The 14,850-nt window shown below is 73.1% G+C and carries 11 protein-coding genes and 1 riboswitch; of the genes, 6 read left to right on the top strand and 5 right to left on the bottom strand.

Features of this window, described 5'->3' with window-relative positions:
* Positions 1-150: 150 nt before the first annotated feature.
* The 6 genes from OG823_RS12805 (at position 151) to def (ending at position 6,599) form a co-directional block, all read left to right on the top strand.
* Entirely contained in the window at positions 151-801 is a 651-nt protein-coding gene (locus tag OG823_RS12805; protein WP_371484454.1) for a sigma-70 family RNA polymerase sigma factor, read from the top strand.
* Positions 798-1,211, top strand: coding sequence for a mycothiol system anti-sigma-R factor (rsrA, locus tag OG823_RS12800; RefSeq protein ID WP_371479616.1), 414 nt, complete (start codon positions 798-800; stop codon positions 1,209-1,211). The genes OG823_RS12805 and rsrA overlap by 4 nt, the downstream gene beginning before the upstream one ends.
* A 478-nt stretch (positions 1,212-1,689) precedes the next feature.
* Positions 1,690-3,150: an HD-GYP domain-containing protein gene (locus OG823_RS12795; protein WP_371479615.1), complete on the top strand. Its 1,461-nt coding sequence runs from the start codon at positions 1,690-1,692 to the stop codon at positions 3,148-3,150.
* A complete protein-coding gene (locus tag OG823_RS12790; protein WP_371479614.1) occupies positions 3,147-4,658 on the top strand; it encodes an HD-GYP domain-containing protein in 1,512 nt (503 codons plus the stop codon). The genes OG823_RS12795 and OG823_RS12790 overlap by 4 nt, the downstream gene beginning before the upstream one ends.
* A gap of 212 nt (positions 4,659-4,870) precedes the next feature.
* Entirely contained in the window at positions 4,871-5,860 is a 990-nt protein-coding gene (locus OG823_RS12785; protein ID WP_371479613.1) for a tetratricopeptide repeat protein, read from the top strand.
* Between the two features lie 100 nt (positions 5,861-5,960).
* Positions 5,961-6,599, top strand: a complete 639-nt coding sequence (def, locus tag OG823_RS12780; RefSeq protein ID WP_371479612.1) for a peptide deformylase — start codon at positions 5,961-5,963, stop codon at positions 6,597-6,599.
* Positions 6,600-6,662: 63 nt separating this feature from the next.
* On the opposite strand, the gene OG823_RS12775 is transcribed toward def, so the two are convergent.
* The 5 genes from OG823_RS12775 to OG823_RS12755 all read right to left on the bottom strand — a co-directional run bounded on the left by OG823_RS12775 (position 6,663) and on the right by OG823_RS12755 (position 14,766).
* Positions 6,663-7,658 (bottom strand): ribonucleotide-diphosphate reductase subunit beta, encoded by a 996-nt coding sequence (locus OG823_RS12775; RefSeq protein WP_371484452.1) that lies wholly within the window; start codon positions 7,656-7,658, stop codon positions 6,663-6,665.
* A gap of 35 nt (positions 7,659-7,693) precedes the next feature.
* Positions 7,694-10,105 (bottom strand): ribonucleoside-diphosphate reductase subunit alpha, encoded by a 2,412-nt coding sequence (locus OG823_RS12770; RefSeq protein ID WP_371484451.1) that lies wholly within the window; start codon positions 10,103-10,105, stop codon positions 7,694-7,696.
* A gap of 184 nt (positions 10,106-10,289) precedes the next feature.
* A riboswitch (cobalamin riboswitch) is annotated at positions 10,290-10,430 on the bottom strand.
* A 63-nt stretch (positions 10,431-10,493) separates the two neighbouring features.
* Positions 10,494-12,296 carry a glycosyltransferase family 39 protein gene (locus OG823_RS12765; protein ID WP_371479611.1) on the bottom strand — a complete coding sequence of 601 codons (1,803 nt, stop codon included), beginning with the start codon at positions 12,294-12,296 and terminating at the stop codon, positions 10,494-10,496.
* Positions 12,293-13,351: a glycoside hydrolase family 26 protein gene (locus OG823_RS12760; RefSeq protein ID WP_371479610.1), complete on the bottom strand. Its 1,059-nt coding sequence runs from the start codon at positions 13,349-13,351 to the stop codon at positions 12,293-12,295. Before OG823_RS12760 ends, OG823_RS12765 begins: the two co-directional genes overlap by 4 nt.
* Positions 13,348-14,766, bottom strand: a complete 1,419-nt coding sequence (locus OG823_RS12755; protein WP_371484449.1) for a glycosyltransferase family 2 protein — start codon at positions 14,764-14,766, stop codon at positions 13,348-13,350. The genes OG823_RS12760 and OG823_RS12755 overlap by 4 nt, the downstream gene beginning before the upstream one ends.
* Positions 14,767-14,850: the final 84 nt, after the last annotated feature.

Genomic DNA, 14,850 nt, shown 5'->3' with positions numbered 1-14,850 from the left:
CCGATATCCTCCATTTCGGGGCGGCCCGCCGTGGGCCGAGCCCGCACTGCCGAGGAGGTGGGTCCGGTCGTCGGGACCGAGCACGAGGCCGATCCGGGTACCGACCCGAGCGAGGGCGTGCCCACGGGTGAGGCGCTCACCGGCGAGGAGCTGGCCGAGGCGATCGGCGAGGACACCTTCCGGGTGTCCGCGCAGGAGAGCGAAGCGACCCGGCGGGAGCGCTTCGAGCGCGACGCCCTGGGCTTCCTGGATCCGATGTACTCGGCGGCCCTGCGGATGACCCGCAACCCGGCCGACGCCGAGGACCTCCTCCAGGAGGCGTTCGCGAAGGCGTACGCGTCGTTCCACCAGTTCCGCGAGGGCACCAACCTCAAGGCCTGGCTGTACCGCATCCTCACCAACACCTTCATCAACTCGTACCGCAAGAAGCAGCGCGAGCCCCAGCGGACGGCCGCCGAGGAGATCGAGGACTGGCAGCTGGCCCGCGCCGAGTCGCACATGTCGACCGGTCTGCGCTCCGCGGAGACCCAGGCGCTGGACCACCTGCCCGACAGCGACGTGAAGGACGCCCTCCAGGCCATCCCGGAGGAGTTCCGGATCGCCGTCTATCTCGCGGACGTCGAGGGGTTCGCCTACAAGGAGATCGCGGACATCATGGGCACACCCATCGGTACGGTGATGTCCCGACTGCACCGTGGCCGCCGTCAGCTGCGCGGCATGCTGGAGGACTACGCCCGTGAGCGCGGGCTCGTCCCGGCCGGCACCGGGGCAGGGCAGGAAGCGAAGGGCGCGGGGTCATGAGCTGCGGCGATCCGCACGACACGGAGTGTGGCGAGGTTCTCGACCACCTGTACGAATTCCTCGACAACGAGATGGCCGAGGGCGACTGCGCCAAGCTGCGCGTGCACTTCGAGGAGTGCTCGCCCTGCCTGGAGAAGTACGGGCTCGAACAGGCGATCAAGGCGCTGATCAAGCGCTCCTGCGGCTGCGACGACACCCCGTCCGACCTCCGTGGCAAGGTGCTGGCCAGGATCGACTCGATCCGCGCGGGAGAGCACCCGGGCGAGGCCCTTGTGGTGTCGGTCGAGACCACGGTCGAGGTCGGGGCGGTCGTCCAGGCCGCGCCGGTGATCGAGGCGGACGCCGGCGAACACCGTCCGCAGGCGCCGTACGCGGCCGCCGAGACCGCCGGCACGGCGGAGCAGCGCTAGAAGCAGCGGGAACGGCGCGGGCCCCGGGAGCACTCCCGGGGCCCGCGCCGTTCCCGTGCTCCCGCACTCCCGGGGCGAGCTTCACTCGTTCGGGTGAGTTGGCCCCGTGTCGGCCGGGGCAATGCGCGATCGTGCGTCGCCACGCCGGAGCGGCGGCCTATTCTCCTGACGGACACCGCCGCAGCGCCACCCGACGCATCGAGGGCGGCGCGGGCTGCAGGGGGAGGTCGAGATCGCCACCGACATCGGCGGCAGCGACGGCCGCGCCGGCGCCGCCCACGCACCCCCCGCCGCCCACGCACCCGCGCCCGCCGGCCCCGCCGACGGGTCCGTCCCCGCCGACGTCCGGGCCGGCACCGTCCCCGCCGACGTCCGGGCCGGCACCGTCCCCGCCGACGTCCGGGCCGGCACCGTCCCCGCCGACGACCGGGCCGGCCGCGGACGGTGCGGGCTGAGGCCCGCCGCGCTGTGCTACCTCGTGGCCCTGCCCGCCCTCACCCTGCCGCTGATCGCCTGCTGCCTCGCCCTCCCCCTGCTGCCGGGCTCCGTCGCGGCCGGCCTGGCGCACTGGCTCGGCGGCCCGGTCGACTGGCCCAAGCTCGGACTGCTCGCCTTCCTGCACTCCTGCTGGGAGTCGCTCGCCCAGGGTGTGCCCACGCCCTGCGCCCGCCTGCTGGGCCGACTGTGGGCCGGGAGGCCCGGCCGGCGGCCGCTCTCCCCGCCGCCCCCGGCCGGGGCGGGCGCGGGCGCCTTCTTCCCGGTGCTCTTCGCCGGGCTCCTGATGCTGCCGCCCGCCGCCGCCGCCCTGGTGGCCGTCCCCGCCGCACTCTCCTGGCCGGCGGCGGCGCCGAGCACCCCCCGCCGGGTCTGGAACGCCGCCCAGCTCGCGCTCTCCGCCTTCGCCGCCGCCTGCGCCTTCCACCTGCTGGGCGGCCCGCGCCTGCTGCTCGGCGTCAGCTTCCCCGGCGCCCTGCCGCCCGCGTTCGCCGCCGTCGCGGTGTTCTGCCTGCTCAACGGCGTACTGGTGGGCCTGATGCTGGCACTGGCCGAGCGCCGCCCGCCGGCCGTGCTGCTGCGCGACGCGACGGCCGCCCTCGGCCTGCCCGTCCTGGTGCACGCGGCGGGTGGGCTGATGGTCGCGGTGCTCTGGCAGGGCCCGTACGGGGCGTTCGCGGCGCTGCTCGCCCTGCTGCCGCTCTCCATCTCGGCCTGGGTGCTGGCCCAGGGGCACCGTGAGCGGGAGGCCCACCAGGCGACCGTCCAGGCGCTGGTGCAGGCCGTCGAGATCAAGGACGCGTACACCCGGGGCCACAGCGAACGGGTCGGCCGGGCCTCGGTGCTGATCGCCCGCCAGCTGGGGATGGAGCCCGAGCGGCTGCGGACGCTGCGCTTCGCGGGGATCCTGCACGACGTCGGCAAACTCGGCGTCGCCACCGAGCTGCTGCGCCGCAACGGCCCCCTCACCGCCCAGGAGCGGCAGGCCGTCGAGATCCACCCGGTGTACGGCCACGACCTGGTCCGCGGCATCGCCTTCCTCGGCGAGGCGCACGCCGCGATCCTGCACCACCACGAGCGGATGGACGGCCGCGGCTACCCGAGCGGGCTGGCGGGGGAGCGGATCCCGGAGTTCGCCCGGATCATCTCGGTCGCGGACGCCTTCGACTCGATGACCTCCACCCGCTCGTACCGGCGCGGTCGTCCGGTGGCCGAGGCGGTCGCGGAGCTGGAGCGGTGCGCGGGGGACCAGTTCGACCCGGTGATGGTCCGGGCGCTGGTCGCGGCGGTCGGCGAGCACGGCTGGCGGCCCGCGCTGCCGCCCCCCGGAGGCTGGGCCGGCGAGGTGCCCGACATCCCGCTCGGCCTCCCCGAGCCGGCCCGCGCCCGGTCCGCCGGGATCCCCGCGCAGGGCGACGGCGTGCCGTCGGCCGGGCCGGCATGAGCCCCGCGCACCGGCCACCGCGCGGTTCCGGCGCCCGGACGTCCCGGCGCGGCGCCCGCCCGCTCCCACCCCGCTCCCACCCCGCCGCGCACCGCCGCTCGCGCCGGAGCGCCCGGGCGCCGCGCCGCACCGGCGCGGTGCCCGCCGTCGTGCCGCCGCTGGCGCACGCGCTGGCCGCGGCCCTGCTGGCGGCTGCCTGCGCCTCGGTCGTGGCACACGGTGTGGCCCAGCCCCGGGTCGCGCTCGCCTTCGCCGTCCTGATCGCCGTCGGCGAGTGCGTGCGGGTCACCCTGCCGGGGGATCGCGAGCAGGCGCCGATCGGAGCGGCCGCCGCCCTCGCGTACGCGCTGCTCGGCCCGCTGCGCGGGGTGCCGACCACGCACGGGGTGCTGCAGGTGGTCGCGGTCGCCGGGGCCGGCGGCCTGCTGGCCGTCCTCCCGCAGGCGCTGGCCCCCGTCCTGACCCGGCCGCCGCGGCGCCGGGTCGGGCGCCCCTGGGGCGACCCCGTCCGACGGGACACCGCCGCCCGGCGGCTGCTCACCGTCGGCTTCGCGGGCGCCGTCTTCCAGCCGCTCTACAACGACGGCCTGCTCGACCGGCTCCCGCTGTCCGGCCCCGCCTACGGGGTCTTCCTGGCCGTACTGGCGGCCCTCGCCGCACTCTGCGACGCGACGCTGGCAGCCGCCCTGCACGGCGCCCGCACCGGCCTGCGGCTGCCCGCCGCGCTGGAGGACGAGCTGCGGGCGCTGCCGGGCATCGGCTCGGCGATCGTCGCCACCGGCATGCTGGTGAGCCTGGCGGCCGGCGAGATCGGCCTCTGGGCGCTGCCGCTGTTCTGCGCGCCGCTGCTGCTCGCACAGGTCTCCTTCCGCCGGGCGGCGGCCGTCCGGGCCACCACCGGGCAGACCATCGCGACCCTCTCCCGCGCCACCGAACTGGCCGGCTACACCCCGCCCGGGCACGCCCGCCGGGTGGCCGACACCGCCTGCGCGCTCGGCCGCGAGCTGGGCCTGGGCACCCGCGAACTCGCCCTGCTGGAGTATGCCGCGCTGATGCACGACATCGGCCAGCTGTCGCTGGTCGAACCCGTTGCGGACGGCGCCACCGCGCTGCTCCCCACGGCTGAGCAGCAGCGGATCGCACGCCTGGGCAGCGAGGTGATCAGCCGCACCGGGGTGCCGCGCCGGGTCGCCGAACAGGTCGCCCGGCTGGCCGACCCCTGCCGGGGCCCGGACGGCGGCTGGGACCGCTCGCTGCCGCTGGCCGCGCGGATCATCCGGGTCGCCAACGCGCACGACGACCTGCTGACGGCGGCGCGGGGCCGGGGCGTACCCGACCCGGCGGGCCGGCTGGAGGCCCTGGAACTGCTCCGGCTGGAGCGCGGCCGGGCGTACGACCCCCGGGTGGTCGAGGCACTGGCCCGGATGGGCAGCAGGGCCCGCGAGCCCGCCCGAAGCCCGGCTGCGGGGAGCGCCGCCGGCGGTGGCCGTGGTTGGATGCGGTCGTAGCGTGGAACACCGGATCCGGGGCACGGGGTTCAGGACGTGGAGTCCGGGGCCCGGGCTTGCGGTCCGGGCCCCGCGGTGCGGGACTTGCGGTGCGGGCCTGTGGTGCGGGACGGACGGTGCGCGGGATCAGGAATCCCCGCGGCCGGGCCGGTCCGTGCGGCAACCAGCGGGAACACGGCGGTACTCAGCGGACGACGACGGCAGGGACGAACGTGAGGATCTTCCACCGGACACGGCACCGGCCGTCCGCCACCTGGCGGCAGACGACCGACCGGGCCTTCACGCTGATCGGTGACGGCCGCTACGAGGACGCCGGCGCGCTGCTCGTGATGGCCGCCGATCTGGAGCCCTGGCTCTCCGACTCCTGGTTCAACCTGGCGCTCCTGCACAAGTTCCGCCGGGACTGGGAGCAGGCCAGGGCCGCCGGCCTGCGCGCGGTGGCCCTGCTCGACCGCGAGCACGGCGCCGCCGACTGGTGGAACCTCGGCATCACCGCCACGGCCCTGCAGGACTGGCCGCTGGCCCACCGCGCCTGGCAGGCGTACGGGCTCAGGCTTCCCGGCCGCGCGGGTGCGCCGACCTCCGGCCCGGTCAGCCTGGATCTCGGCACCACGCCGGTGCGGCTCTCCCCGGAGGGCGAGTCCGAGGTGGTCTGGGGCCGGCGGCTCGACCCGGCCCGGATCGAGGTGCTGTCCATCCCGCTGCCGTCCTCCGGCCGCCGCTGGGGCGAGGTGGTGCTGCACGACGGCGCCCCGCACGGCGAGCGGGTCGCGGACGGCGCGGCCTACCCCGTCTTCGACGAGATCGAGCTGTGGGCGCCGTCCCCCGTCCCCACCTACGTGGTGCTGCTGCACGCGGCCACGGCCGGGGACCGGGACGCCCTGGAGCGGCTGGTGGCGGACGCCGGGTACGCGGCCGAGGACTGGACGTCCTCCGTCCGGCTGCTCTGCCGGGCGTGTTCGGAGAGCCGGATGCCCACCGACGACGGCCGCACCGCCCACCACGACCCGCACGACGACGGCGACGCCGCCCACCCCGGGCACCTGAGCCACCTCAGCCAGGGCGCCGGCGGGCTGGCCTGGCTCGCCGAGCGCGAGTGCGGCATCGCGGCGCCGGCCACGCTGGTGCGCACGCTCCTCGACCGCTGGGTGGCGGCCGCCCCCGGCAGCCGCGCCTACCGCGACCTGGAGGAGGTCTGCTGACCCCCGGTACGGCCGCGGACCGGAGTAAGGGACGGCGGCCCTCCGGGGGCCGTACCCTTGAGCGGTCACCCCGGCAGACCCATGGGAAGCGGAAGAATCGATGGCGGAGCAGCACGACCACACCCACGAGCACGACCACGAGCACGGCGAGGCGCAGGCCGCCCCGCTGAAGGTGGTCGGCGAGGAGCCGGACCTCTCCCGCGGCACCGCCCGCCCGATCACCGTGGTCGGCAACCCCGTCCTGCACCACGCGTGCAAGGACGTCGTCGCCTTCGACGCGGAGCTCTCCGCGCTGATCGACGACATGTTCGTCTCGATGTACGCCGCGGAGGGCGTCGGCCTGGCGGCCAACCAGATCGGCGTCGACGCCAAGGTCTTCGTCTACGACTGCCCGGACGACGACGGCGTGCGCCACATCGGGCACGTGATCAACCCGGTGCTGGAGGAGCTCCCCGCCGGGCGCCGGGTGCTGGACGACAGCAACGAGGGCTGCCTGTCCGTCCCCACCGCCTACGCCGAGCTGGCCCGCCCCGACTTCGCGGCGGTGACCGGTCAGGACAAGGACGGCAACGCGATCCGGGTGGAGGGCACCGGCTTCTTCGCCCGCTGCCTCCAGCACGAGACGGACCACCTGTACGGCCAGCTGTACATCGACCGTCTCTCCAAGCGGGACCGCAAGGACGCGCTCCAGCAGATGGCCGAGGGAACGCCCAAGTACGCCACCGTGCCCAACGACTGACGTCACGACGGACCGAGGGGCCCCGCCCGCGCGACCGCGCGGGCGGGGCCCCTCGGCGTCCGGCTAGAAGTCGTCGTCGAAGGCGACCGTACCCTCGACCGCCACCTGGTACGCGGAGACCCGGCGCTCGAAGAAGTTGGTCAGCTCCTGGACGTTCTGCAGCTCCATGAACCCGAACGGGTTGCTGGAGCCGTAGCGCACCGGCATGCCGAGGCGGGCGAGCCGCTGGTCGGCGACGGTCTGCAGGTACTCCCGCATCGACGCGGTGTTCATGCCCGGCAGGCCCTCGCCGCAGAGGTCCTGGGCGAACTGGAGCTCGGCCTCGACGGCCTCCTCCAGCATCGCGGTGACCTGCTCGGCCATCTCGTCGTCGAAGAGGTCCGGCTCCTCCTGGCGGACGGTGTCCACCACGGAGAACGCGAAGTCCATGTGCATGGACTCGTCCCGGAACACCCAGTTGGTGCCGGTGGCCAGGCCGTGCAGCAGGCCCCGGCTGCGGAACCAGTACACGTACGCGAAGGCGCCGTAGAAGAACAGGCCCTCGACGCAGGCCGCGAAGCAGATCAGGTTGAGGAGGAACGCGCGGCGGTCCTCCTTGGTCTGCAGCGAGTCGATGTGGTCGACCGCGTTCATGTACTTGAAGCAGAACTGCGCCTTCTGGCGGATGGAGGGGATGCTCTCCACCGCGTCGAAGGCCGCCGCGCGGTCGTCCGGGTCGGGCAGGTAGGTGTCGAGCAGCGTCAGGTAGAACTGGACGTGCACGGCCTCCTCGAACAGCTGCCGGGACAGGTAGAGCCGCGCCTCGGGGGAGTTGATGTGCTTGTAGAGGCTCAGCACCACGTTGTTGGAGACGATCGAGTCACCGGTCGCGAAGAAGGCGACCAGCCGGCCGATCATGTGCCGCTCGCCCTCGCTGAGCTTGGCGAGGTCGGCGACGTCGGAGTGCAGGTCCACCTCCTCGACGGTCCAGGTGTTCTTGATCGCGTCCCGGTACCGGTCGTAGAACGACGGGTAGCGCATCGGACGCAGCGTCAGCTCGAAGCCCGGGTCGAGCAGCATCTTCTCGCGGCCGGGCGTCTCGGGGGTGGGGGTGCTCACTGGCAGGCCTCGCAGGACTCGGGGTTCTCCAGGGAGCAGGCGAGCGCCGCCTCCTCCTCCGGGGTGAGGGTGGGGGTCGGCACGGAGACCGGGGCCGGGACCGCCGCGCGGGCCGCGCCGGAGGCCGCCTGCGCGATCCGGGTCGCCGGGCGCGAGCGCAGGTAGTAGGTGGTCTTGAGACCGACCTTCCAGGCGTACGCGTACATGGAGCTGAGCTTGCCGATGGTGGGCGCGGCCATGAAGAGGTTCAGCGACTGGCTCTGGTCGATGTACGGCTGCCGGGCGGCGGCCAGGTCGATCAGCGCACGCTGCGGCAGCTCCCACGCGGTGCGGTACAGCGAGCGCACCTCGACGGGCAGCCAGTTGAGCTCCTGCACGGAGCCGTTGGCCTCGCGCAGCGCGTCCCGGGTCTGCGCGTCCCAGACGCCGAGCTCCTTCAGCTCGCGGACCAGGTACGGGTTGACCTGGAGGAACTCACCGGAGAGGGTCTCGCGCTTGAACAGGTTGGACACCTGCGGCTCGATGCACTCGTAGACGCCCGCGATCGAGGCGATGGTGGCGGTCGGTGCGACGGCGAGCAGGAGCGAGTTGCGCAGGCCGGTCGCGGCGATCCGCGCGCGCAGTGCGCTCCAGCGCTCCGCCCACTGCGGGGCCGTCTCGAAGTGGTCGATGTGCAGCTGACCGCGCGCGGCGCGGGTCTCCGCGTACGCCTCGTGCCGGCCCAGCTGCTCGGCCAGCTCGCTGGAGCGCTCGTAGGCGACCAGCATGATGCGCTCGGAGATCAGCGTGGAGAGCCGCTTGGCCTCGGCGGAGTCGAAGTCCAGGCGCAGCCGGAAGAAGACGTCCTGCAGGCCCATCACGCCCAGGCCCACCGGCCGCCAGCGGGAGTTGGAGGCGCCGGCCTCGGGGGTCGGGTAGAAGTTGATGTCCACCACGCGGTCGAGGAAGGTGACCGCGGTGCGCACGGTGGTGTCCAGCCGCTCCCAGTCCATCGCGTTCAGCAGGTCGGCGGAGGTGGCGCCGGGGGCCACGTGGGCGCCCAGGTTGACCGAGCCGAGGTTGCAGACGGCGGTCTCGGAGTCGTCCGTGACCTCGATGATCTCGGTGCAGAGGTTCGAGGAGTGCACGGTGCGGCCCGGCACGGCGGTCTGGTTGGCGGCGCGGTTGGAGGCGTCCTTGAAGGTCATCCAGCCGTTGCCGGTCTGCGCCAGGGTGCGCATCATCCGGGCGTACAGCGTCTGCGCGGGGATGGTGCGCTGGGCCTTGCCCTCGGCCTCGGCCGCCAGGTAGGCGGCGTCGAACTCGGCGCCCCACAGGTCGACCAGCTCGGGGACGTCGGCCGGGGAGAACAGCGACCAGTCGGTGCCCGCGTTGACCCGGCGCATGAACTCGTCCGGGATCCAGTGCGCGAGGTTCAGGTTGTGGGTGCGCCGCGCCTCCTCGCCGGTGCTGTCGCGCAGCTCCAGGAACTCCTCGATGTCCGCGTGCCAGGTCTCCAGGTAGACGCAGGCCGCGCCCTTGCGCCGGCCGCCCTGGTTGACCGCCGCCACCGAGGAGTCCAGGGTGCGCAGGAACGGCACGATGCCGTTGGACTTGCCGTTGGTGCCCCGGATCAGCGAGCCGCGCGAGCGGATCCGGGAGTACGACAGGCCGATGCCGCCGGCGTGCTTGGAGAGCCGGGCGATCTGCGCGTAGCGCGAGTAGATCGAGTCCAGGTTGTCCAGCGGCGAGTCCAACAGGTAGCAGCTGGACATCTGCGGGTGCCGGGTGCCCGAGTTGAACAGGGTCGGCGAGGACGGCAGGTACGAGAGCGCGCTCATCAGCGCGTACAGCTCGGCGACCTCGCGCACCGCCTGCTCGTCGTCGCCGACCGCCAGGCCGGACGCGACGCGGAGCAGGAAGTGCTGCGGGGTCTCGACCACCTTGCGGGTGATCGGGTGGCGCAGCAGGTAGCGCGACTGCACGGTGCGCAGGCCGAAGTACTCGAAGCGGTCGTCGCCCCGCTGGTCGATCAGCGCGTCCAGCGTGTCGGCGTGCTTCGCCACGAACGCGGCGGCGGCGTCGCCGATCAGGCCCTCGGCGTGGCCGACGGTGATCGAGGCGGAGAAGGAGACGGCGCCCTGGCCGACGGCCTCGTCCTGGATCTCCAGCGCCAGCAGGCGGGCGGCGAGCTTCGAGTACTGCGGGTCCTCGGCGATCATCGACGCGGCGGCCTCGACGGCCAGCCCGCGCAGCTCCGCGAAGTCGGAGCCGGCGTTGCGGCCGCGCAGGGCGGCGGCGGCGACGTGGCCGGGGTCGACCTCGGGCAGGTCGGCGCTGCGGTCGGTCAGCAGCCGCAGGAGCGCTCCGCCCGGGTCGGAGACCTTCGGGTCGGACGGGGCGGAGGTGCTGGAACCCTGGGCGGGCAGGGTGGCTGAGGCAGCGGTGGTCAAGGCGCTTCTCTCCTGGCGGCGGCGGTCGGCGAGGGGGCGGACCGGACCGTCTGGGCGCAGGGGAGCGCAGCGCGGACACCTGACGGCGCGCGCACATCACCCCCCTGGCCCACCCGCGAGGCCCGGACGTCACTGCTGTGCTGCTGGCGACTGCGGGGACGCCCTGGAGCACACCGTCGGCAGGTCATCGGACTTGCGGATGCTGGCCCAGCCACCCGCTCACCGCTGCGGGGCAGTCCCGGATTTCCACCGGGTTCCCCTGCTTCGACAGCGAGGGAAAGCATACATGTAGTGGCGGCTGACTATCGCGGCCCCATATGTAGTGGCGACTGGCGTGTTGCGCACAGGAAGCCGGTCGCTGCACTCAGTGCATGAGGAACACACGGTAGGTGCCCGAGTCGACCGTCGTGGAGGTGAACTGCGCGATCAGACGGTAGCGCCCGCTGCTCTCGACGGCCTCGGTGATGACCTTGGTCACGGCGGCCGGCGCGGTGCTGTCGAGCACCACCAGGGTGAAGTAGCCGTCCCGGATGGCGGCCGCGGTGCCGTCCTGTCCCTGGTGCCTCACCCCGGCCGGATCCTGGTAGTCCGTCCCGGCCCGGGCCGAGACCCACTGCTCGGGCCGGGAGACGCCGCCCAGGTAGTACTCCGGCAGGCCGTCGACCTCGGTGAGGTAGTGGCCCTGGGGCGTGGCGTTCGCGCGCAGGACACCCATCAGGCTGCCGGAGTCGGGGCCGTTCTGGAATCTCAGGGCCGCCTGGTCCAGGCCCAGGGCGAGCAGTGCGACCCAGACCAGGATGCCCAGCTGGGGGTGGCGGAAGTGCGCGCCGACCAGCCGGGTGATGCCCACCCCGGCCAGCGGGGCCGCGAAGAGCATCCCGAAGCCGATGTGGCGGAACATCACCGCCGAGGAGTTCTGGTACGCGTGCAGCGCGGGGATCAGCAGCGCCGCCGCGCACAGGGTCGCACCGAGCGCGGTCCGGCGCAGGCGCGACGCGGTGACGGCGTCGGTGTCGGGGGATTCGTTCATCCGCTCCCGGCGGACGTAGGCGACCGCTCCGGCGATGGCGAGCACGGTGAACAGACCGCCCCACTGGACGGCGGCGAGGAGGATCGACCCGGCCGACTGCGTCCCTCGGGCCGGGATCGTCGCGTGCGTCCAGACGGCCGCCGGAATGCCGAAGGGCAGCAGCACGCCGACGGTTCCCAGCCCGAGCAGGAGGGAGCGCAGCACGGCGGGGAGGGCGCCCCGGTGCGGCCACGCGGTGATCAGGGCCAGCGCGAGCAGGACGGGCAGCGCCGGCACCGAGGCGTACTCCACCGCGGCCGCCAGCGCCGCGGCCGGCGCGGCCAGCAGCACGGTGACCACCGGGGCCCGGGCGGTGAGCGTGATCAGCCAGGCCGCGAGCGCCACCAGCATGACGGCGAGGGCGTCCGGCGCGGCGTAGAAGCCGACGACCACGGTGGACTGCAGGACGGCGTACGCCCCGGCACCGCAGATGGCGGCGCGCTCGTTGAAGAGCCGTCGGGTCAGCGAGTAGAGCAGGGTGGTGGTGAGCAGGGCGAAGACCAGGCTGATCAGCCTGGCCCCGAACACACCGCTGGCGTTCACGCCGAAGCCGGCCAGCGGCGGATACAGCCAGGGCAGTCCGGTGACCTGGTGGATCAGGTCGGTGGTGACCGCGGTGCCGTCGCTCAGCCGGGCCAGCTCCTGGCGGCCGACGATCAGCGAGACCGCCTCGTCCGGGTGCGCGGCGCTGTTCAGACGCAGCGAGAGCGCCGCCTGGATGGCCAGCACACCGAACAGCAGGCCGCGGCCGATCCAGCGCCGCCGGGGGCTCGGGGCCGGATCCCAGCCGGTGTCGGGGACGCGCGGGATCCGGTAGGGCGCCAGCTCGACGGCCCGGGCCTCGTCGGCGCTCCGGGGCTCCTGGACGGCCCGGGCCTCGTCGGCGCTCCGGGGTCCGTCAGGGGCCGGACCGTACCCGCCGTGGCCGACCGGTCGGGGCGCGTACCCGGCGTCCTCGGACGGATCGTCGCCGGCCGGCTCGAACCACTGAGCGCCGTGCTCCTCGGTACGGGGGTGCCGGGCCTGCCCGGCCTCGTCGGGCGGGGTCCGGGCCGGCGGCTGCGGGGTGAACCAGGAGTCGGTCTCTGGGGGCATCATGGGTTCCGGATGTCGAAGCCGTAGCGAGGGTCGGAGGCGCGTTTCTTGTAGTCCTCGAGGGACTGCGCCGAGGTCTCGACGCGCCAGTCCGACCGCTTCACGATGTTGAACCAGACGAAACCGATGACGTCGTCGTGGGCCGCCAGACCGCCGAAGAGCTGGTCGATGTCCGAACGCCGGCGCTTCTCGCCCTCGGAGGCGGTCTCGCTGATGAAGAAGGGTTTCTTGCTGAAGGTACGGATCTCCGTCATCGTCGAGCCGTACAGGGTGTCGAAGGTCTTCGGCCCGCTCAGGGTGAAGTAGCCCGTCATGCCGGCCCAGTCCACGTAGGTGTCGCCCGGGTAGTACGGGGCCAGCCGGGTGTTGGGGGCGGGGATGATGATGTTGGGGCTCCAGACCCAGATCACGTTGGTCGCACCGGCCTCGTTGAAGAGGTCGTGGACGTGACGCCAGGCCGCGACGAAGTCGGCGGCGCTGGAGGCCTGCCGGCCCCACGGGTACCAGTCGCCGTTCATCTCGTGCGCGATGCTGATCGCGATCGGCAGGTTGAGCTTGGCGGTCGCCCTGGCCACGCCCTTGACGTAGTCGTCGGTCCGGCCGGCCGCGATCGACGCCAGCGAGTCGGACTGCGGCTCCCAGGCCATGTACGGCAGGGCCCCGGTGTCGTAGATCTTCCGGACCCCGAGGGTGTCGAAACCGTCGCCCCACCGGGCGTAGTACTCCAGGACGTTCGGCTGCTTGCCGATCGAGGCGGTGTAGCCGGGGAGGGCGTCCATCGACAGCGGGACGCCGGGCAGTGCGACACCCAGGTACTTGTGGCTCGGCTTGAGCAGCGGTGTGACGTTGTACGGGAGGCCGGCGACGGCGCTCGGCGCGACGGCGGTGGTGGTGGCGCCGGGTGTCGGCGGGGCGAGCTCGCCGCTCTGCGCCGAGGCGAAGCCGGGATCCGCCGGACCGCAGCCGGTCGCCAGGAGCAGACCGGCCACCAGGAGCGCGAGCAGCGCGGGCGAACGACGGGCGGCGGATCGGGGACTGCGGGCGGGCACGGTGATCACACAGCTTCCGTGGGACGCGGCTGGACGAGTACGCGGCCCACCACGACGGCGTAGAACAGGCCGGACGCGAGCACCAGGGTGAAGTCGAGCGGCCCCATGGTGAGCATGCGCCAGATGCCCGCTCCCACCCACAGCACCGCGGTCCCCCCGCTCCACAGGATCGTGCCCATCCAGAACCGCCGGGTCCTGTTCTTGCGGGCGCCGCTGGAGCCGGTCGCCTGCCAGGCCATCCGGTTGCGCCGCAGGATGTCGTAGATGGCGAAGACGTGGGCCCAGCCGTACATCATGCGGGCGGCCCAGGCCTCCAGCCGGTAGGGGTTCTTGTGCCAGAGCGGGAATATCAGGGTGGCGTAGACCAGGCCGGGGAGCACCAGCGCGGTGTTCTCCCAGCGGATCAGGTCAGGCCGCATCAGCAGCAGCACGAGCGGGACGAGCGGCGTGATGAGGGTGAACAGCGCGGTGTGGATGTAGTAGAAGAAGCCGGAGAGGTAGCACAGCCGTGTGAGGGGCCGGAGCCTGGTCTCCCAGAACTTGCGGCTGCTCAGCAGGCTCATCGATCCGGAGCACCACCGGTACTGCTGGTTGAAGAACCCGCCGACGTTGTCCGGGCACACCCCGGCGGCCAGGGCGACCGGCACGTAGCGCAGGTCCCATCCGAGCCGACGCAGGTCGAACCCGGTGTGCACGTCCTCGGAGTGCTCGATCAGGGTGGTCCCGCCGTTCTCCACCAGGGCGGACCGGCGGTACACGGCGCAGCTCCCGACGCAGATCGCGCCGTCGTTGCGCTGCCGCGAGACCTGGACGGTGCGGTAGAACAGCTCCTGCACGGCGCCCGCGCCGCGCTCGATCCAGTTCTGCGAGTCGAGGATCCGGAAGAACTGGGGGGACTGGACGATGCCGACCGACGGGTCCGCCGCCATGTAGGGGAGCAGCTCCTCCAACAGGTCGGCCCGAGGGGCGAAGTCGGCGTCCAGGATGAGGATGAAGTCGCTGTCGGAGTTCCGGAAGCCGAACTGCAGGTTGCCGGCCTTCTTGAACCAGCCCCGGTTGTTGCGGGTGCCGTAGACGAACTCGAAGTCCACCGCCATCTGGGCGAGTTCGGGACTGTCGCTGTCGTCCAGCACGTACGGGGTGACCTCGCCGGGGTACTGGTCGCGCAACCGGGCCACGTGGGTCCAGGTGTTGTGCAGCACCTCGATCGGCTCGCCGGCCACCGGCAGGAAGACGTCCACGGTCGGGTAGTGCTCCGGGCGCCAGCCCCGGACCAGCGTGCGGTGCGCCTTGAGGTCGAAGCTCTCGTTGAAGCCGTGCACCCAGCGGGAGATCACGTAGTAGACCACCGTGAACGCCAGGAAGGGGAGGCAGAACCAGAACCACTTGGTGGCGGCGAGCAGGCCGACCTGGCTGGCCACCATGCAGACGAAGCTGAGCAGTGAGAAGCAGGTCAGGATCCAGAGGTGGCTCCTGGTGTAGGAGTACTTCTCGACGTTGTCCGGTGG

Origin of the sequence: Kitasatospora sp. NBC_00315 (assembly GCF_041435095.1) — a bacterium.
Classification (GTDB): Bacteria; Actinomycetota; Actinomycetes; order Streptomycetales; family Streptomycetaceae; genus Kitasatospora.
This window is presented reverse-complemented; position numbering and strand designations above follow the sequence as displayed.